The sequence below is a fragment of the Burkholderia sp. WP42 genome (assembly GCF_000745665.1).
Taxonomy (GTDB): Bacteria; Pseudomonadota; Gammaproteobacteria; order Burkholderiales; family Burkholderiaceae; genus Burkholderia; species Burkholderia vietnamiensis.
On sequence record NZ_JQJT01000017.1, the window covers coordinates 119,619 to 139,182 of the forward strand.

At 68.0% G+C, this 19,564-nt stretch carries 17 protein-coding genes; 7 read left to right on the plus strand and 10 right to left on the minus strand.

All coding sequences use genetic code 11. The features are described 5' to 3' along the window. Window positions 1–127: 127 nt before the first annotated feature. Window positions 128–997, minus strand: a complete 870-nt coding sequence (locus EX20_RS10685; protein WP_232355810.1) for a Crp/Fnr family transcriptional regulator — start codon at window positions 995–997, stop codon at window positions 128–130. A 167-nt stretch (window positions 998–1,164) separates the two neighbouring features. On the opposite strand from EX20_RS10685, the gene EX20_RS10690 reads away from it, so the two are divergent. After that, a complete protein-coding gene (locus EX20_RS10690) occupies window positions 1,165–2,817 on the plus strand; it encodes an acyl-CoA synthetase (protein WP_034193507.1) in 1,653 nt (550 codons plus the stop codon). A gap of 39 nt (window positions 2,818–2,856) precedes the next feature. Here the strand turns inward: EX20_RS10690 and EX20_RS10695 are convergent, their stop codons facing one another. From EX20_RS10695 to EX20_RS10710, 5 genes are all read right to left on the minus strand, one after another. Further along, complete coding sequence (locus EX20_RS10695) at window positions 2,857–4,839, minus strand: methyl-accepting chemotaxis protein (protein WP_034193508.1); 1,983 nt, start codon at window positions 4,837–4,839, stop codon at window positions 2,857–2,859. Window positions 4,840–4,984: 145 nt separating this feature from the next. Further along, window positions 4,985–5,416, minus strand: a complete 432-nt coding sequence (locus EX20_RS10700; protein ID WP_011882135.1) for a YqaA family protein — start codon at window positions 5,414–5,416, stop codon at window positions 4,985–4,987. 388 nt (window positions 5,417–5,804) lie between these two features. After that, the gene (locus tag EX20_RS30575; protein ID WP_072465343.1) at window positions 5,805–6,059 is read right to left on the minus strand and encodes a hypothetical protein; all 255 of its coding nucleotides are present in this window, start codon (window positions 6,057–6,059) and stop codon (window positions 5,805–5,807) included. A 78-nt stretch (window positions 6,060–6,137) separates the two neighbouring features. Next, window positions 6,138–6,488, minus strand: a complete 351-nt coding sequence (locus EX20_RS10705) for a VOC family protein (RefSeq protein ID WP_034193509.1) — start codon at window positions 6,486–6,488, stop codon at window positions 6,138–6,140. A gap of 267 nt (window positions 6,489–6,755) precedes the next feature. Continuing rightward, window positions 6,756–7,403 carry a LysE family translocator gene (locus EX20_RS10710; RefSeq protein ID WP_034193510.1) on the minus strand — a complete coding sequence of 216 codons (648 nt, stop codon included), beginning with the start codon at window positions 7,401–7,403 and terminating at the stop codon, window positions 6,756–6,758. Window positions 7,404–7,684: 281 nt separating this feature from the next. On the opposite strand from EX20_RS10710, the gene EX20_RS10715 reads away from it, so the two are divergent. Beyond that, the gene (locus tag EX20_RS10715; protein WP_011882138.1) at window positions 7,685–8,167 is read left to right on the plus strand and encodes an Lrp/AsnC family transcriptional regulator; all 483 of its coding nucleotides are present in this window, start codon (window positions 7,685–7,687) and stop codon (window positions 8,165–8,167) included. A gap of 680 nt (window positions 8,168–8,847) precedes the next feature. Here EX20_RS10715 and EX20_RS10720 read toward each other — a convergent pair. Beyond that, a complete protein-coding gene (locus EX20_RS10720; protein WP_034193511.1) occupies window positions 8,848–10,491 on the minus strand; it encodes an IclR family transcriptional regulator in 1,644 nt (547 codons plus the stop codon). Between the two features lie 177 nt (window positions 10,492–10,668). Here EX20_RS10720 and EX20_RS10725 point away from each other — a divergent pair, with 177 nt between their 5' ends. Both EX20_RS10725 and EX20_RS10730 read left to right on the plus strand, forming a co-directional pair. Next, window positions 10,669–11,628: an MBL fold metallo-hydrolase gene (locus tag EX20_RS10725; RefSeq protein ID WP_034193512.1), complete on the plus strand. Its 960-nt coding sequence runs from the start codon at window positions 10,669–10,671 to the stop codon at window positions 11,626–11,628. 157 nt (window positions 11,629–11,785) lie between these two features. Beyond that, window positions 11,786–13,159 (plus strand): MFS transporter, encoded by a 1,374-nt coding sequence (locus EX20_RS10730; protein WP_034193513.1) that lies wholly within the window; start codon window positions 11,786–11,788, stop codon window positions 13,157–13,159. Between the two features lie 22 nt (window positions 13,160–13,181). On the opposite strand, the gene EX20_RS10735 is transcribed toward EX20_RS10730, so the two are convergent. Continuing rightward, window positions 13,182–13,982, minus strand: a complete 801-nt coding sequence (locus EX20_RS10735; protein ID WP_034193514.1) for an SDR family NAD(P)-dependent oxidoreductase — start codon at window positions 13,980–13,982, stop codon at window positions 13,182–13,184. Between the two features lie 152 nt (window positions 13,983–14,134). Here EX20_RS10735 and EX20_RS10740 point away from each other — a divergent pair, with 152 nt between their 5' ends. After that, complete coding sequence (locus EX20_RS10740) at window positions 14,135–15,097, plus strand: GlxA family transcriptional regulator (protein ID WP_034193515.1); 963 nt, start codon at window positions 14,135–14,137, stop codon at window positions 15,095–15,097. 74 nt (window positions 15,098–15,171) lie between these two features. Then, window positions 15,172–16,320 (plus strand): epoxide hydrolase family protein, encoded by a 1,149-nt coding sequence (locus EX20_RS10745; RefSeq protein ID WP_034193516.1) that lies wholly within the window; start codon window positions 15,172–15,174, stop codon window positions 16,318–16,320. An 87-nt stretch (window positions 16,321–16,407) separates the two neighbouring features. Here EX20_RS10745 and EX20_RS10750 read toward each other — a convergent pair whose 3' ends face one another. Both EX20_RS10750 and EX20_RS10755 read right to left on the minus strand, forming a co-directional pair. After that, window positions 16,408–16,899, minus strand: a complete 492-nt coding sequence (locus tag EX20_RS10750; protein ID WP_011882145.1) for a 2,4'-dihydroxyacetophenone dioxygenase family protein — start codon at window positions 16,897–16,899, stop codon at window positions 16,408–16,410. Between the two features lie 178 nt (window positions 16,900–17,077). Further along, window positions 17,078–18,046 carry a LysR family transcriptional regulator gene (locus EX20_RS10755; protein ID WP_011882146.1) on the minus strand — a complete coding sequence of 323 codons (969 nt, stop codon included), beginning with the start codon at window positions 18,044–18,046 and terminating at the stop codon, window positions 17,078–17,080. A gap of 105 nt (window positions 18,047–18,151) precedes the next feature. Here EX20_RS10755 and EX20_RS10760 point away from each other — a divergent pair, with 105 nt between their 5' ends. Next, window positions 18,152–19,510: an omega-aminotransferase AptA gene (locus EX20_RS10760; protein WP_011882147.1), complete on the plus strand. Its 1,359-nt coding sequence runs from the start codon at window positions 18,152–18,154 to the stop codon at window positions 19,508–19,510. The last annotated feature ends 54 nt before the right edge of the window (window positions 19,511–19,564 follow it).

Genomic DNA, 19,564 nt, shown 5'->3' on the forward strand with positions numbered 1-19,564 from the left:
TTCGAATGATAGGTGACGGCGCGCAACGCGTTACTGGCGCGAAACTGGCGGAATTGTCAGGATCGCGCGCGGCGGCGCGCGCCGATTCGTCGGATTCGTCGGGTTCGTCGCGCCGAACCTGCGCCGCTCAGATCTGCTCCATGCCGACCCGCGCGAGCGCCGCCAGATCGACGACCTCGATCTGGTTGTAGGCGAGCCGCAGCACGCCGCGTTTTTCGAGCTGCTGCAACGCCTGGTTGATCCGCTGCCGCGACACGCCGACGAGCATCCCCAGTTCCTCCTGCGAAATCGCGAGCGACGGGCCGGTGTCCGGGTACAGCGCCGCGTTGAACAGCTGGGCGAGCGACTGCGCGACCCGCGCATCGACGTCGAGCAGCCTGCTGTTCTGGATCGACGCGATGAACTCGCCCATCCGGTTGTTCAGCTGATGAATGACGAAGCGCGTGAACGGCAGGCTGGTGTCGAGCAGCGCGTGGAACGTGTCGACCGGCACCATCAGCACGGTCGAGCGCTGGACCGCAACGACCTCGTACTTGCGCAGCTCGCGCTTGATCACGCTGCCTTCGCCGAACCAGCCGCCCGACGGCACGCCGGAGAACGTGCAGCCGCGCCCCGAGGCGTTGAAGATCGCCAGCTTCAGCAGGCCGCGATGCACGCCGATCCAGTACTCGGACGGCGCGAGCCGCTGCGCGATCACGTCGCCGGCCTCGTGCCGCTCGGCGTGCGACTGCGCGAGCACGAGCGCCTGGTGCTCGGGCGCCAGCGCGCGAAACCATGCGCACTGGCCGAACATCGTGGCGAGGTCGGGGAGTGGGGCGGGCTCGGCGGGGACGATGGGGGCGGCCGCCGCCACGGCCGAGTCGGGTGCGTCAAATGCGCCCGGTCCGGCCGGAGTAACGGTCGCGACGGCCGGGACGGTCAAGTCGGCCGACTGGTCGTCCGGCGGCTCGGCGTGGGGCGCGGCCGTCTCGGGCGGCGCAACGGGATGGTCGTGCATGGGTGCGGGTTTGCGAGGATAGGGATAACGCGAAACGCTCGAAAGGGACTCTGTCGTTTCGATGACAGACGGCTCACAATAGCGCCCGTTAGGCTATCGGCAATTGAACCACATCAAAGCAGGCCGCCGTGCATGCGCGCCGGCCGAAAGAAGACGGAGACAGGATCATGACCCAGATGTTCGAGGCCGGACTCGGCCGCCGCGAAGCCAACTACGTGCCGCTCACGCCGATCGATTTCCTGGTCCGCGCGGCGGAAGTCTACGGCGCGCGGCTCGCGATCGTGCATGGCGACGTGCGGCGCACGTGGGCCGAGACCTACACGCGGGCCAAGCAGCTCGCGAGCGCGCTGGCCCGGGCCGGCGTCGGGCGCGGCGAGACGGTCGCCGCGCTGCTGCCGAACATTCCCGCGATGGTGGAAGCGCACTTCGGCGTGCCGATGGCGGGCGCCGTGCTCAACACGATCAATACGCGACTCGACATCGCGTCGATGCTGTTCATGCTGCGGCACGGCGAAGCGAAGGTGCTGATCGTCGACACCGAATATGCGGAGCTCGCGCATCGCGCGGCGCTGGAAGTGCCGGGGCTGAAGATCGTCAGCGTCGCCGACGCGATGCCCGCCGATCCCGCCCGTTTCGCCGGCGCGACCGACTATGAAGCGTTCGTCGCGAGCGGCGACCCCGACTACGCCTGGACGCCGCCCGCCGACGAGTGGGAGGCCATCGCGCTGAACTACACGTCCGGCACGACCGGCGACCCGAAGGGCGTCGTCTATCACCATCGCGGTGCCTATCTGGCGGCGATCAGCAACATCCTCGAATGGGACATGCCGAAGCACGCCGTGTATCTGTGGACGCTGCCGATGTTCCACTGCAACGGCTGGTGCTTCCCGTGGGCGATCGCCGCGCGCGCGGGCGTCAACGTCTGCCTGCGCAGGTTCGACGCGAAGACCGTGTTCGACCTGATCCGCAACGAGCGCATCACCCATTACTGCGGCGCGCCGATCGTGCAGAGCGCGATCGCGAACGCGCCGGCCGAGCTGCGCGCCGGGATCGACCACAAGGTGCATGCGATGGTCGCGGGCGCCGCGCCGGCGCCGGCCGTGATCGCCAAGATGAAGGAAATCGGCTTCGACCTGCTGCACGTGTACGGGCTGACCGAGGTGTACGGCCCGGCGACGGTCTGCGCGAAGCAGGCGCACTGGGACGACTTGCCCGACGACGAGCGCGCGCGGCTCAATGCGCGCCAGGGTGTGCGCTACCACCTGGAAGCGGGCGCGACGGTGCTCGATCCGGACACGATGGAGCCGGTGCCGGCCGACGGCGAGACGCTCGGCGAGATCATGTTCCGCGGCAACATCTGCATGAAGGGCTACCTGAAGAACCCGCACGCGACGGACGAGGCGTTCCAGGGCGGCTGGTTCCATACGGGCGATCTCGGCGTGCTGACGCCCGACGGCTATATCCGGATCAAGGATCGCCGCAAGGACATCATCATTTCGGGCGGCGAGAACATCTCGAGCATCGAGGTCGAGGACGCGCTGTACCGGCATCCGGCCGTCGAAGTCGCGGCGGTGGTCGCGATGCCCGATCCGAAGTGGGGCGAGGTGCCGTGCGCGTTCGTCGAGCTGCGCAACGGGATGAGCGCGACCGAGGACGAAATCTTCGCGCATTGCCGCCAGCTGCTCGCGGGCTTCAAGGTGCCGAAGGTCGTGCGCTTCGGCGAGCTGCCGAAGACCTCGACCGGCAAGATCCAGAAGTTCCAGCTGCGCAACGCAGTCGGATCGGACAAGGCGATCGACCTGGCCGGCGACAAGAAGTAACGAAGTAACGGGCCGGTCGCGCGGCGGCGGCGTAGCACGTCACGCGCTGCGCGCCAGCCGGAACACGCTGACGGCTTCCGACAGTTGCGCGGCCTGGTCGCGCAACGCGACCGCCGCGCGCTCGGCCGCCGAGATCAGCGTCGCATTCTGCTGCGTCGCGTCGCCGATCTGCGTGATCGCCAGATTCACCTGCTCGATGCCGGTCGACTGCTCGCGCGACGCGGTGCTGATTTCGCCGATCAGCGTGCTGACCTGCTCGACGCGCTGGACGATGTCGCGCATCGTGCCGCGCGCGGCGTCCGCGATCCGGTAACCCTGTTCGACCGTGGTCGCCGATTCGGCGCTCAACCCCTCGATCTCCTTCACTGCGGCGGCGCTGCGTTGCGCGAGCGCGCGCACTTCGGCCGCGACCACCGCGAAGCCCCGGCCGTGCTCGCCGGCCCGTGCGGCCTCGACCGCCGCGTTCAGCGCGAGGATGTTGGTCTGGAACGCGATGCCTTCGATCGTGGTCGTGATTTCGGCGATCCGGCGCGTCGTGCGGCCGATGTCGTCCATCGTCGCGACCACGCGCTGCACGGCCGCGTCGCCGTCGGTGGCCGCCGCCGACGCGTGCGCCACCAGCGCATCGGCCTGCGCCGCGTGCTCGGCGTTCTGCTGCACGGCGGTCGTGATCTGCTCCATGCTTGCGGCCGTTTGCTCGACGCTGCTCGCCTGCGTCGCGATCCGCGCAGCGATGTCGCTGCTGCCGGCCGCGATGCCGACCGTCCCGCTCGCGATGTCCGAAGCGCTGCCGCGCACCTGCGCGACGATCCGGGCGAGGCCGTCGCCGATACCGTCCACCGCCTGCACCAGCCGGCCGATTTCGTCGTTGCCGGCGACGCCGCGCGCGGTCGCGCCATCGCGGATCCGCACGCTGAGATCGCCGGCCGCATAGCGTTCCGACGCACGGGCCGCCGCATCGAGCGGCCGGCTCACGACGCGCCGCACGACCAGCACGAACAGCCCCGCGAACGCCGCCACCAGCACGGCCGCGATCATCAGGAAGCGATTGCGCAGCGTGCGCATGCCGGCCAGCAACTCGTCGTCGAGCGCGATGCCGCCGACCAGCCATTGCCATTGCGGGATCGTCGTGAACGACACGAATTTCGCGGTGGGCTGCGCGTCGTGCGCGGCCGGGTCGAGCGACGTGTACGCGAGCCGGCCCTGGCCGGCGGCGAGCATCTGCGCGTACGGCGCGCGCGTGTCGTCGGCGCGCTGCCCGGCCGCGTCGGGATGGACGACCAGCGTGCCGCGCGAGGCGCCCGGCGACGCATCGACGACGAAGTAGTAGCCGTTGTCGCCGATCTTCAACGCGCGGATGCCGTTCTCGACGACCTGCAGTTCCGCGCCGACGTCGAGACCGACGAACAGTGCGCCGATCACGCGGCCGGTCGCGTCCGTGACCGGCTTGTATTGCGTGATGTACGGCCGGCCGAACAGCTTGGCGAGGCCCGTGTAGCTGCGTCCGGCGACCAGCGGGCCGTACGCCGGGCCGGCGCGGTCGAGGCGCGTGCCGACCGCGCGCGTGCCGTCCTGCTTCTTCAGCGACGTCGTGATTCGCACGAAGTCGTCGCCGTCGCGCGCGAAGATCGTCGCGATCGCGCCGCTTTCCTGCAGAAACTGGTCGGGGATCGCGTAGTCGAGATCGAGCGGCTGGCCGCCGGCCGACAGCACGGGCGCGGCGACGCCGCCGATGTCGACGGTGCGCGCCGGATCGAGCGAGAAATCGGCCGGCAGGAAGCTCGCGAACAGCGCCATCGCGCGGTTGGCTTCGGCCGACAGCGCCTTGTCGAACATCTCGACCATCGCGCGGATCGACTGCTCCTTGTCGGCGATGCGTGCATGCGCTTCATCGGCCAGCTGCTCGCTGGCGAAGTGGGCGAGCGCCCATGCGAACGCGGTGAACAGCAGTGCGACGAGTACACACGCCAGCGCGGCCAGACGCGCGCCGACGCTCGCCCGGCCCAAGTGGGTCAATCTCATGGGAATCCTGAGTGGGTGTGAGGAGCGGAACGCACGCGTCACCGCAGACTGTAAGGAGTACGGCAGCTTCGGCGGATTCTTTAGCGATGCGAAACCGGCCGGGTGCGCAGTGGGCGCGCGCGCCGGCATGCTGGAGCGGACGCCGTCAGCGCGTCACGAGCCACGCGATGACCAGATACCGCGCGACTTTCGCGATCGTGACGATCGCCGTGAAGGACCACAGCGGCTCGCGCAGCACGCCGGCGATCATCGTCAGCGGATCGCCGATCACCGGCGCCCAGCTGAGCAGCAGCGACCAGCGGCCATAGCGCGCGTACCAGCGCTCGGCGCGCGCGAGCGCGGCCGGTTTGATCGGGAACCAGCGGCGCTCGCGGAAGTGTTCGATGCCGCGGCCGAGCGCCCAGTTGATCACCGAGCCCGCGACGTTGCCGACGCTCGCGACGAGCACCAGCGCCCACGCGGGCTCGCGAGCGGCGAGCAGCAGGCCGGCGAGTACGGCTTCGGACTGGAGCGGCAACAGCGTCGCCGCGATCATCGACACGGCGAACAGGCCGCCGTAGGTGAGGAGTTCGGACATCGCGCGATTGTACTGGGCGCGTGGAGCGGGGGAGTGTTCTTGGCGGGCGATGGCGGTGGGCAGCGCGGTGCGATCCACGCGATACGGTCTATGCGATGCGATCTACGCGCGAAGGCTGATGTGGTGTGGCCGCGCGGATGCGGCCTATGAGCTGCGATCGCGATCTATGCGACAGAGTTGCGTAAGTCGAGACCTGATCTCTCAGTCAGCGTCAGACAAGGCCTGAGATTGCTCTTTCCGTCACTTCATCGAGGGCCGTGATCGATCCGATTCGGACAGTCGAAGCTTCCGACCGCCGACACTTCATGATGCAGTTTCTCTTAAGCGTGATTCAAAACTTTGACCGGTCCAAATGGGTCTTGTGTGTTACATGGCTTAAGATAGGAACCTATAATTCCAACGCGCGATGAACTGCTGCCATTAAAACATCCCTATCGATTGCTGAATTCACAGGGAATCGTTCAAATTCTTGGCCGACTCGAAGGTCGGCGTAAAGCCCCGTCGCATCTTCGTGGAAGTGCAGAAAAGATCGAGATTTTCTGTAAAAAACACCGGTTGAACGTTCACGTAAGTCCGGAAACTCACGCAAGTCGCGAAGGGTACTTTCAAGCTGCCCGAGCGCTGCTAGACCTGCGTGTTTCACGGGGTTCCATCCTTGTGGTTAGTCGGTCGACGTCCGTTGCAGGAAGCAAGCCGACCGGTTCCTGCGGAGGACAGCAAACTATTCGTGGCAACTGCACAGCTCGAATTCGTGGCCCTCGGAGTCGCTGAGAACAACGCTCTGCATGGTCTCAATGTTTAGCGCATCGAGAACGACTTTTGCTCCAAGAGCCTTCGCGCGTTCCACAAATGTGTGCAAGTCAGATATATCGAACTCGAACACCGGTACGCATCCGCTACCGGCGAACTCATCACCGAAATCGTTCAGTAATAACCCGAATCGGATTTCACCTAGCGAAAACTCGGCCCATCTCTCCGTCTTGCGGTTCGGCGGCTGCTCTAATAGATTTTCCCAGAATGTTGCGGCCCGCTCGAGGTTATTCACTTTCAAATAAGTGCTTCGGATTCGCATCGAAATGCTCCGGGAATGGGTCTCGCAAGGCGCAGAAAATTATAGCGGTTCAAAAATATGATGCTAATGATCGTCGACGGCCTACGTCCCGGTGCCGAATGTCCCAAAGTGCCGAACCGAGTCAGCCGATGCGGCGAGTCGACGCGATACTGCCCACGCGGTCTGCTCTATGCGACGGACCTACGCGGCCCGGCCACTCCCGCGCCGCAAATTCCGGGCTACCGCGCGTCACACGGGCGCAATCACCGACGCGCCCGCCCGCGGCCCTCAGTTCCAACCGGCCATGATCGCGCCCATCCCGACCAGCAGCCCGCCCGTCACGCGGTTCATCGCGTGCATCCGCGCGGGTCGCTGCAATGCGCGGCTGAGCCGGTGCGACAGCAGCGCCATCGATGCCATGCCGCCGACGAACAGCAACGCGAACGTCGTCGCGAGCAGCAGGAATTGTCCGTTCAAGCTCCAGTCCGCATTCGGGACGAGGAATTGCGGAAAGAACGACGGGAAGAACAACAGCGTCTTCGGGTTCAGCCCGGACGTCGCGACGCCGCGCCAGAACAGCGCGCGTCCCGATTCGGCGTCGCGCGCGGCGTGGCCGGTCGCGGGCGTCGCGGCCGCCGCAGCGTCGGCCGGCGCGCGGCTCAGCCATTGCTTGCAGCCGAGCCATACGAGGTAGGCGGCGCCGGCCCAGCGCAGCACGGCGAGCGCGTGCGTATCGAGGTGGACCAGCGAGTTCAGACACAGCGCGGTCAGTGCGAGCTGCAGCAGCACGGCGAGCGTGCCGCCCCATACGCAGGGCAGCGCGCGGCGCCAGCCGGTGCGCAATGCCTGGTTCATCGTGAGGAGGTTGACGGGGCCGGGCGCATAGATGAGGACGGCCGATGCGGCGACGAACGACAGATAAAGCCGGAACGACATGACAGGGACCACGGAACAGGGGTTCGGGCGCCGGCCCGGACAACCGGATAGGCGTACGGGAGGCGGGTTTCGCATGCCTGCGTGACCGGCGCCGCAACTCGTGATTGCGGTCGGACATCCGTCGCGAGGGGGTTGTCGCAGCGGGCGCGCCGGTCGACAGGCATGGAGAAAATGTATCAAGCGCGGCGGTTAAAAGGCTTCCTGTTTTCCGGCGAAGGGCCGCTCAAATCGGAACCTCGTTCGGCTAGAATGAAAATTCTCAGTAGAAAATTCCTTTTGCCATGGCCACCCGCGAACGCACGCCAAAAACCCTCGACAACCAGGACCGCAAGATCCTCGCTGCACTGCAAAAGAACGCGCGTCTGTCGAACGCCGAACTGGCCGAACAGATCGGCATGTCGACCACCGCCTGCTGGAACCGCACGCGGCAGCTCGAACTCGACGGCTACATCGACGGCTACGTCGCGCTCGTCAACCAGCGCATGCTCGGCTACGCGGACATCGTGATCCTCGAAGTCACGCTCGATCGCCACGAGGACGATGCGCTGGGCCGCTTCGGCGCGGAACTCGCGGCGCTGCCGGAGGTGCTCGAAGCGTATCTGGTGTCGGGCGAGTACGACTACTGGATCAAGGTCGCGGTGGACGGCACGGCCGGCTACGAGCGCTTCCTGCGCGAGAAGCTGTACCGGATTTCGAGCATTCGCCACAGTCGCTCGATGTTCGCGCTGCGGTGCATGAAAGACGTGCCGTCGATTCAGGTGTGACGACGCGGGCGCGGCCGGCTCGGCCGTACTCCGGTCGAAGTGGGGAAGGCGGCTACCATCGCGCCGCCGAGGCGCCGCTGCGCGCGGCGTTCGAACCGGGCGCAGCGGCTACCGATCCAGGGCACCGACGGCAATTGAAAGCGGATGAATCTTCCGCGACGCGGCGGCCGGCGCTGTCGGGTGCGCCTTCGGTGTTTCCGCGAGACGCCCGGACGTCGCTGCGTCTATCGGACCGCTGAACCGGCGGCTGGTAGCACCAAGCGGGCCGTGCCGGTCGGCTCGACGCGCGCTTAGCGCGGCAGTCGTGCATGTGCTTGCGCGATGATTTCGCAGTTTTCGAGGTGCAGTGCCCAGGCTTCCGCGATCAGATCACCAATACGTGCAAGCCAGCCAGCGGATTCGGCAGAGCGGTTCGAGACATTAGACGTTTGCATGACGAAACCCCATTTGGGTGGTGATTAGGGATAACCCTAATGATAGAGAAACATCGCCACCTTGTGAAATGCGATTTCGTTATATGAGAATTCCTGACGGTTATCGTTGCGACTGCACAACAACGGACCTGCATGCCTTCGCCGGGAGGTGACGGCCAGCAGCGTCGCGGCCGCGCCGTCACGGCATTGCGACGTGGGCAACACGCCGGCGAGCACCGCCGAGGGACGGCAAGCAACCGCAGGCAATCACCCGCCGATCCACCCGAACCGCCACGACAGCCGGCGCGCGGCGGCGAGCAGCGTATGAGCGAGTTCGCTGTCCGTCCCGCGCGGGAAACCGCGCGACGAGCCGATGATCGCGATCACCAGCCGAATGCTGCCCGTGTGATCGAACACCGGCGCGGCGATCGTCCCGATACCGGGCACCGGCGCGTCGAACGCGAAATCGAGCTGGTCCGCGCGGATCGTCGCCAGCCGCGCACGGAACCCGTCGTCCACTTGCGTCGCGCCGCCTGCCAGGCGCACCGGCTCGTCGGCCAGCAGGCCGGCGAGCACGTCGTCGGACATGCCGGACGCGAACACGCGTCCGATCGCGGTATTCACCAGCGACATCACGGTGCCGACCTGCAGGCTCACGTGCTGCGGCCGCGCCGATTCCTCCAGGCGAATCACGGTCGGGCCGAGCGGCCCGAGCGTCGCCGCGGCCACGCTCATGTCGGTCGCGGCCGCGAGCGCGACGATCTCGGGCTCCGCATCGCGCGTCGGCGACACGCGCTGCATCGCGATCAGCCCCAGCGCCAGGCCGAGCGGACCGCCGTCGAAGCAGCCGGCGTCGTCGCGGCTCAGCAGGCCGATCTTCTGCAGGCTCACCAGATGCGGAAACGCCTTGGCCGCCGGCATGCCGGCCGCCGCCGCGAGGTCGCGCAACGGCAGCCCGCGGCCGGCCGATACGAGTGCGAGCAGCAACTCGCCCGTGCTGTCGAGTGCGTTGATGCCGCGCTGTGCTTTCGCATCGTCGCCGAGGGCGGGCGGGATGCGCGGCACGGCCGGCGTGCCCGGCCGCACGTCGGGCGCGGCGTCGAGCGACGCAGTGGCTTGCCGTGCCGCGTCGCGCAGGGCGGTCGCGATCGGGCCGTCCCAGCCGACATCGATCGAGCCGCTCGGGCCGATCACCGTCAATGCCAGCTGCAGCCGTCCGTGTGCGTCGAGCACCGGCACGCACATCGCGCTGACCCCAGGGCTGGGCCGATCGACGCTGCGCTCGATGCCGCGTGCGCGGATCGCGTCGAGTTCGGCGCGCGACGGGTGCGCGTCGGCCCGGGCATGTGCGTCGGCGTGTGTGTATTCATGCGCATCTGCACCGGCGGCGTGGCTCGCCGTCATCGCGTCGAGCTGCGCAGGATCGCCGAACGCGCGAAACACGCGGCCGGTGGCCGTCGCGTCGAGCGACATCACCGAGCCGACGTGCAGGTTCATGTGCAGCGGATAGCCGCCGTGCTCGATGCGCACGATCGTCGGCCCGAGCACGCCCGGCACCGACAGCGCGACGCTCAAGCCCACCGTTTCGGCGAGCCTGGCCGCATGCGGCAGCGCGGCCCGATAGGCCGGCTGGCGCTCGATCGACATCAGCCCGAGTCGCAGCGACAGCGGGCCGGGCTCGTAGTTGCCGGTCAGCGCGTCGCGCTTCACGAGCGCCAGCCGCGTCAGGCTGACCAGATAGGTGTGCGCCTGCGCGCTCGACAGGTCGGCCGCCGCCGCCAGCTCCGACAGCCCGAGCGGCTTGCGCCGGCGCGCGAGCGCGTCGAGCAGCCGGCCGCCGACCTCGACGCTCTGGATGCCGCGCTGCGCCTTCGGCGGCGCGTCGTCCGCGCTGACTTCATGGTTCTGCACGCGTTGATTCTTCCGATGACGAAACCCCGCATGGTATCCGACGCCCCTTGTCGAGCCGGTCCGCAGGTTTACCCGTATTAAACAATAGCAAGCGCGTTTGTCATTGACAAATAATCGACGCAGGACGATCATCGGCTCACTCCCTTCAACACATGGCTCGCAGCCACGGAACGCAACATGGCCAAAGCATTCGCCTCCCAAGCCGATCTCGAAGAGAAGAAGATCACCTGGACGCAGCTGTCCGAGAACGCGTACGCATACACCGCCGAAGGCGACCCGAACTCGGGCGTGATCGTCGGCGACGACAGCGTGCTGATCGTCGACACGACCGCGACGCCCGCGATGGCGCAAGACCTGATCGCGAAGATCCGCAGCGTGACCGACAAGCCGATCAAGCACGTCGTGCTGTCGCATTACCACGCGGTGCGCGTGCTCGGCGCGTCCGCATATTTCGCCGAAGGCGCGCAGCACGTGATCGCGAGCCGCGGCACCTACGAGATGATCGTCGAGCGCGGCGAAGCGGACATGAAGTCGGAGATCGAGCGCTTCCCGCGGCTGTTCGCGGGCGTCGAGACGGTGCCCGGCCTGACCTGGCCGACACTCGTGTTCGAGCGCGAGATCACGCTGTTCCTCGGCAAGCTCGAAGTGAAGATCATGCACGTCGGCTCGGGCCATACGAAGGGCGACACGATCGTCTGGCTGCCGTCGCAGAAGGTGCTGTTCTCCGGCGATCTGGTCGAATACGACGCCGCGTGCTATTGCGGCGACGCGCAGCTCGAACAGTGGCCGGCCACGCTCGAGGCGTTGCGCGCGCTCGGCGCCGACAAGCTCGTGCCGGGCCGCGGCCCCGCGCTGCTGAGCCCGGCCGACGTGAACAAGGGCCTCGACTACACGAAGGACTTCGTGACGACGCTGCTCGAGCAGGGCCGCAAGGCCGTCGAGCGCAAGCTCGACCTGAAGGCGTCGATGGCGCTCACGCGCGAAGCGATGGACCCGAAGTTCGGCCACGTGTTCATCTACGAGCACTGCCTGCCGTTCGACGTGTCGCGCGCGTTCGACGAGGCGAGCGGCATCACGCATCCGCGCATCTGGACCGCGCAGCGCGACAAGGAAATGTGGGCCGCGCTGCAGGACTGAGGGCGGCTCGGCGGCGCGGCGTCCGCGCGGACGTCCGGCCGTCGTTCTGACGGCGCGCATCGGCGCGCCGCGTTCCGATCTCACAAGAAAGCAGGGCGCACGCACGCCCTCGGAGACTGCCGCGCGCTCGCATCGCGCGGCCCGTTTGGAGACAGACATGCCCCAACCGCTTCCCGCCGAAGCGACGCTCGCGCACGCGAGCGCCTCGGCTTCCGCTTCCGCTCCCGCCTTCGAATCCGCCGGCGCGCCCGCAGCGGGCGATGCGCTGCTGTTCCGCAAGATCGCGTGGCGCATCGTGCCGTTCCTGTTCCTCTGCTACGTCGTGTCGTTCCTCGACCGCATCAACATCGGCTTCGCGCAGCTGCAGATGAAGCACGACCTCGGCTTCAGCGACGCGATGTACGGGCTCGGCGCCGCGGTGTTCTACGTCGGCTACGTGTTCTGCGAGGTGCCGAGCAACCTGCTGCTCGCACGCTTCGGCGCGCGCCGCACCTTCATGCGCATCATGCTGCTGTGGGGGCTCGCGTCGACCGGCATGATGTTCGTGTCGCAGCCGACGCATTTCTATGTGCTGCGCTTCCTGCTCGGCGTGTTCGAGGCCGGCTTCTTCCCCGGCATCGTGCTGTATCTGACCTACTGGTTCCCGTCGAACCGGCGCGCGGCGGCGATCTCCGTGTTCTTTGCCGGCGTCGCGGTCGCCGGCGTGCTCGGCGGCCTGCTGTCGGGCTGGATCATGCGCGACATGAGCGGCGTGCTCGGGCTGCACGGCTGGCAGTGGATGTTCGCGATCGAGGGCGCGCCGGCGATCGTGCTCGCCTGCTTCGCGTTCACGTATCTGGTCGATCGCCCGCAGGACGCCGCGTGGCTCACGCCCGACGAAAAGGCGCGCGTCGCGGCCGTCTGCGGCGATGCCCGCGCGCACGGCGCGCACGACCGGCGCAGCGTGGCGGCCGCGCTCGCGAATCCGCGCGTCTACCTGTTCGCGTTCGTCTACTTCTCGCTCACCTGCGCGTCGCTCACGCTCAACTTCTGGATGCCGCTGATGATTCGCGACTTCGGCGTCACCGACGTCGTGGCCGTGAGCCTCTACACGGTCGTGCCGAACGCCGTCGGCGCCGTCGGACTGATCCTGATCGCGCGCCGCTCGGACCGCACCGGCGAGCGCCGCCGGCACTTCGCGTGCTGCACGCTCGGCGGCGCGCTTGCGCTCGCGGCGCTCACGCTGCATCTGCACAGCTTTGCGGCGATGCTCGCATGCCTGTCGATCGCGGCGACGCTGATCTTCGCCGCGCTGCCGATCTTCTGGGCGGTGCCGACCCGCTACCTGTCGGGCAACGCGGCGGCGGCCGGGATCGCGCTGATCAGCAGCATCGGGATCACGAGCGGCATCGTCAGCCCGTGGGTGATCGGGATCATCCGCACCCGCACCGGCAGCATGGATCTCGCCGTGTACCTGCTGGCCGCGCTGCTCGCGCTGAGCGGCGTCGCGCTGCTGGTGGGGGTGAAGGGCGACGCGGGGCGACGGGGGTGATTTAGGGGCGAGCGCCGCCGCGCTACCGCGCAACCACATAACGCGCCGCCGGCGCGTTCGCCGACAGATGCGGCGCCATCGTGCGACGCGCGGCGTCGTATGCTTCCCATTCGTCGGCCGCATGCAGCGACGGAATCGTCACGAGCTCGCCGCGATCGAAGCCGACCAGCGCCGCGTCGACGAGCTCGGACGCCGACATCACGATCTCCTTCGGCAAGTGCTCGAGCGGCAGGCCGCCGGTCTGCCAGAATTCGGTCGCGGTCGCGCCGGGCAGCACGGCCTGCACCTGCACGCCGCGCTCCGCGAGTTCGTGATGCAGCGACTGGCTGAACGCGAGCACGAACGCCTTGGTGCCGCCGTACACGCCGTTGAGCGTTTCCGGCGACAACGCGACGATCGACGAGATGTTGATCACCGCGCCGCGCCCGCGTGCGACGAAGCCGGGCACGGCCGCATAGGTCAGCCGCGTGAGCGCGGTGACGTTCAGGTCGATCATCCGCGTCATCGCGTCGACGTCGCTGTCCAGCAGCGCCGCGTGCGTGCCGACGCCCGCGTTGTTGACGAGCAGCGTGATGCTCGCGTCCTCCTTCAGCTTCGCCTCGACGGCGGCGAGCGACGCGCGATCGTTGAGGTCCGCGGCGACGATCTCGACGCTGCGCCGCGTGTCGTTCGTGATGCGCTCGGCGAGCGCGGCCAGCCGGTCGCGATTGCGGGCGACCAGGATCAGGTCGTAGCCGCGGCGCGCGAGGCGGTCTGCGTAGATTGCGCCGATGCCGGACGATGCGCCCGTGATGACGGCCGTACCGCGATGTGCTTCAGTCATGATGTCGCTCCGTGTTGGGACAAAGGTTGAGTGCATGGCTGCATTCTGGCGTCGAATCGCCGCGACACAAATGACGTAGATGGGTATGATTTCGGACATCGGGCCGGTCAATCGCGATCGCGACGCCCGCCCGCCCGCCTCCGGAGATATGCATGCACCGCATCGGCTTTCTGCTCAGCGACGGCTTCCAGATCATGGCGCTCGCCGCGCAATCGGTGTTCGAGTACGCGAACCTGACCGCGGGCGAGCCGTTCTACGCGATGGACAACTATTCGGTCGACGGCGGCGAGGTGCGCTCGTCGCTCGGGCTGCGGGTCGCCACGCGGCCGTTGCGCGGCCGGCGCACCGACGTCGACACGTGGATCGTCGCGGGCGTCAACGATCCGTTGGCGTCGCCCGCGCCGGCCGCGGTCGTCGCGTTCCTGCGCCGTGCCAACCCGCGCGCGCGGCGGATCGCCGGCATCTGCACGGGCGCGTTCGTGCTCGCCGAGGCCGGGCTGCTCGCACAGCGCCGCGCGACCACGCACTGGGCGCTCGGCCGCGACATGCAGAAGCGTTTTCCGGACGTTCGGGTCGAGGAGGACCGCATCTACATCGTCGACGGGCCGGTGTGGACGTCGGCCGGGATGACCGCGGGCCTCGATCTCGCGCTCGCGATGGTGGAGAAGGATCTGGGCGCAGAGGCCGCGCGCTCGGTCGCGCACAAGCTAGTGATGCAGCAGCGCCGCGCGGGCGGGCAGTCGCAGCATTCCGAAATGCTCGATCTCGCGCCGAAGTCGGACCGGATCCAGAACGCGCTCAACTATGCGCGGCAGAACCTCGGCCGTGCGCTGACCGTCGAGGCGCTGGCCGACGCCGTGCACCTGAGCCCGCGGCAGTTCAGCCGCGTGTTCACGCTCGAAACCGGGCAGTCGCCGGCGAAGGCGATCGAGCGGCTGCGGCTCGAGGCCGCCCGGCTGATGATCGAGCAGAGCCGGCATTCGCTCGACGTGATCGCCAAGGAGAACGGCTTTCGCGACCGGCGGCATCTGCGCGATGCGTTCGTGCGCGGCTTCGGCGTGCCGCCGCAGGCGATCCGGCGCGACGCGCGCGCAGACGTGGGCGAAGCCGGCTGACGCGTCGCGGCGCCGTCTGCGCGCGTTATAAAAATCGCGCAGAATCGCGTCGATATCCTTCGCGAGGAGACACGATGCACGCCGTCCCGTTCAACATCGAGATTCCGGATCATGCGCTCGCCGACCTGCGCCGGCGCCTGCGCGACACGCGCGTGCCGCTGCTGACGCCTGCCGAGCCTTGGCAGCAGGGCGTCGACGGCGCGTGGCTGCGCGACCTGACCGCGTACTGGGCCGAACGATTCGACTGGCGCGCGGCCGAGCAGGCGCTGAACCGCTTGCCGCAGTTCGTCGCGGACGTCGGCGGGCAGCGCGTGCATTTCATCCATCGGCGCGGCGCGGGGCCGAACCCGTATCCGCTCGTGATCACGCACGGCTGGCCAGGGTCGGTGTTCGAATTCGACGCGCTGATCGAGCGCCTGTGCGACCCCGCCGCGTTCGGCGGCGACCCGCTCGACGCGTTCGACGTCGTCGTGCCGTCGCTGCCCGGCTTCCTGTTCTCGCCGCCGCCGGCGGCGCCCGGCGTCGCGGCATTTCAGGTCGCCGACTGCTGGGCCGCATTGATGGCCGGACTCGGCTATCGCCGCTTCGGCGCGCAGGGCGGCGATCTCGGCGCGGGCGTGTCGATCGCGCTCGGCGCGCGACATGCGGACGTGGTCGACGGCATCCACCTCAACTACCTGCCGGGCAGTTACGAGCCTGCGATCGACGCGGCCGCGCCGCTGACCGACGAAGAACGGGCGTTCGTCAGGGAGCGCGCCGAATGGGCCGCGCTGGAAGGCGGCTATGCGCATGTGCACATGACGCGGCCGCAGACGCTCGCCGCCGCGCTCAACGACTCGCCGGCCGGGCTCGCCGCGTGGATCGCCGAGAAGTTTCGCGCGTGGAGCGATTGCGACGGCGACGTCGCGCGGCGGTTTTCGCACGACACGCTGCTGACCGGCATTTCGCTCTACTGGTTCAGCGCGTGCATCGGCTCGTCGATGCAGATGTATTGGGAGAACCGGCTGCAGCCGATGCGCTTCGCGGCCGGGCAGCGCGTGACGGTGCCGATCGCGTTCGCCCGCTTTCCGAAGGAGATCAGCCGGCCCCCGCGCAGTTGGGTCGAACGGGTGTTCGACGTCGTGCAGTGGACCGACATGCCGAGCGGCGGCCATTTCGCCGCGATGGAAGAACCGGACCGGCTGGTCGACGATATTCGGCGGTTCTTTCGGCGTTTTCGATGATGGGCGGCGGGCGGGTGGCAGACGCGGACGAGCGGAGCCGTCCGCCGTCCGCACGGTCGGCCTCGCGGCGCGCCGCTGTTGCCCGTCTTAGCGGGTGACGAAGGCCGTCGCGTCGTGCGGTGCGGTACGCGCGTGCTTGCGCTGGCGCAGCAGCGCGACGCGGCAATTCTCGCGGGCGGTCTCGCGGCCGTCGTCGTCGAGCAGCACGAGGTCGCCGCGCATCACGTTCAGCGTGATCACGTCGTCGCCGGGCGCGCCGAGCGTTTCCGGCGTATGGACCGACCCGGCCGGTTCGAGCACGGTCGAGCCGGCGTGCGCGATCCAGTCGTACTCGCGGTAGCGCCATGCGCCCTGCAGCGTGTGGACGAACACGTCGCCGTCGTGGCGATGACGCGGCAGCGTGCCGCCGGCCGGCATCTTCAGCAGGGCGGTGAGCGTGTCCTCTGCCGCGTTGATGTGCAGGTACTTGATCGCGAGCCCCGGCAGGTCGGCGCTCATCGGCAGCCACGGCAGCGCATCGCCGGGCAGGCAGGAAATCGGCGGCAGGTCGGTGGAGAGCGGGGCGGACGGCTGCATCATGGCGTGAGGCGGAGCGGAAACGGGAAGTGCGCATTATCGCAGAGGCGGATCGGGCGGCCGATGGGGCGCGCGGCGGTCGGCGCCGGGCACGGGGGCAACCGCCGACCGCCAACGGCGGTTCCACACATGCGCCGACCTCCCGGCTACTTTGCCCGACGCGGCCGCCTCAATGCCCCGCCTACGCCCGCTCCCCCGATCCTTCGCCCGCATGCCCCGCCGCATGCGCGGCCTCGAGGCACGACTGGAACAGCAAAGCCGCCCGCGACGGCCGCGGCGAGCGCCGCAGCAGGCTCACGAAGCGGCAGCGGTAATTGAACCGATGCGGCGCGATCGGCTGCATCAGCCCCTTGTTTTCGAAGCTCTCCGCGTAATGGTCGGGCAGGAAGCCGAGATAGCGCCCGGACAGGATCAGCGTCGCGATCGATTCCTGGTCGGAGGCGGTCGCGCTGCGCGTGAGCTTCGCGCGATGACTCAGCTCCATGTTCGGCGAGTGAAAACCGAGCCCCGCGAACGCATGGTTGCGGATCGAGGTCCACGTGAGCTTGCCGTGCGGCGCGTCGTAGAGCGGATGCTGGCGGCCGCAGTACAGCAGCATCCGCTCGTCGAACAGTTCCGCATAGACGAGGCTACCCGAGTTGCGGTGCGCGGGAATGATCCCGACCTGATAGCTGCCGTCGATGATCCCGCGCTCGACCTCGTTGATCGACGCGACATGCAGGTTCAGCGCCACGTCCGGCGCCTCGTCCGCGAACTGGCGGATCGCGTCGCCCAGCCGGGCCTGCGGATTGGTGGCCGTCTTGTCGAATACGGCGATGTGCAGTTCTCCTCCCATCTTGTCGTGAATGCCGTCGATTCTGCTGCGAAACGCCTCCATCGACGCCAGCAGCCGCAGCGTCTCCTCGTAGACGGTCTGCCCCTCGGCGGTCAGCGTGAAACCCGCGCGGCCGCGCCGGCACAGCACCAGGCCGAGGCGCGTTTCCAGATCCTTCACGTGCCGGCTGATGGTCGAGATGCCGATATTCAGCTCGAGTTCGGCGGCCGCCATTCCGCCGCACTGGACCACGCCCTTGAACACCCGCAGCAGCCGCAGGTCCATGTCGCTGAGCTGCCCGAGCAGCGCGCGGCTCTTCGGTTTCTTTGCTTGCATAGTTGCGCAAGTGAACATTGATATTGCGATATTCAAAAGACTAATCGGCGTCCCGACAATGCGCAACATCATTACCCGTACGAGGGGCGCACCGCGCCGACCCACATGACCGACACGATCTCCGCCAGCCAGCACGAAGACACGAACCTCCGCACCGACGCCGCATGGCTCGACGCGCACTGGATGCCGTTCACCGCGAACCGTCAGTTCAAGTCCGACCCGCGGATGATCGTGTCCGCCAAGGACGCCTATTACACGGACGCCGAAGGCCGCAAGATCTTCGACGGCCTGTCGGGCCTGTGGTGCACGGGCCTCGGTCACGGCCGCACGGAAATCACCGAAGCGGTGAGCCGCCAGATCGCGCAGCTCGACTACGCGCCGGCGTTCCAGTTCGGCCACCCGAAGTCGTTCGAGCTCGCGAACAAGATCAAGGAGCTGACGCCGGCCGGCCTCGACTACGTGTTCTTCACGGGCTCGGGCTCGGAGGCGGCCGACACGTCGCTGAAAATGGCCCGTGCCTACTGGCGCGCGAAGGGCAAGGGCACGAAGACGCGCCTGATCGGCCGCGAGAAGGGCTATCACGGCGTGAACTTCGGCGGCATCTCGGTCGGCGGGATCGGCGCGAACCGCAAGCTGTTCGGCCAGGGCATCGACGCCGATTTCCTGCCGCACACGCAGCTCGCCGAAAACAAGTTCTCGCGCGGGATGCCGGATAACGGCGCCGACCTCGCCGACCGTCTGCTCGACCTGATCACGCTGCACGACGCGTCGAACATCGCGGCCGTGATCGTCGAGCCGTTCTCCGGTTCGGCAGGCGTGGTCATCCCGCCGAAGGGCTATCTGAAGCGCCTGCGCGACATCTGCACCGCGCACGACATCCTGCTGATTTTCGACGAGGTCATCACGGGCTTCGGCCGCTCCGGCGCGATGACGGGCGCCGATGCGTTCGGCGTGACGCCCGACATCATGAACTTCGCGAAGCAGGTGACCAACGGCACGCAGCCGCTCGGCGGCGTGATCGCGACGAAGGAGATCTACGACACGTTCATGGCGGCCGGCGGCCCCGACTACATGCTCGAGTTCCCGCACGGCTACACCTATTCGGCGCACCCGGTCGCGTGTGCGGCCGGCGTGGCGGCGCTCGACCTGCTCGTGAAGGAAGACGCGGTCGCGCGCGTGCGCGATCTCGCGCCGCATTTCGAGGCGGCCGTGCACGGGCTGAAGGGTCAGCGCCATATCGCCGACATCCGCAACTACGGGCTCGCGGCCGGCCTGACGATCGCGGCGCTGCCGGGCGAGCCGGCACGGCGTCCGTACGAGATCGCGATGCGTTGCTGGGCGAAGGGTTTCTACGTGCGCTACGGCGGCGACACGATCCAGCTCGCGCCGCCGTTCATCGCCGAGAAGCGCGAGATCGACAACCTCGTCAACGCGCTGTCCGACGCGCTGAACGAAGTCGACTGAGCGAGCGCCGCGTCATCGCGACCACCGCGGTCACCGACGTGACCGCGACCAACG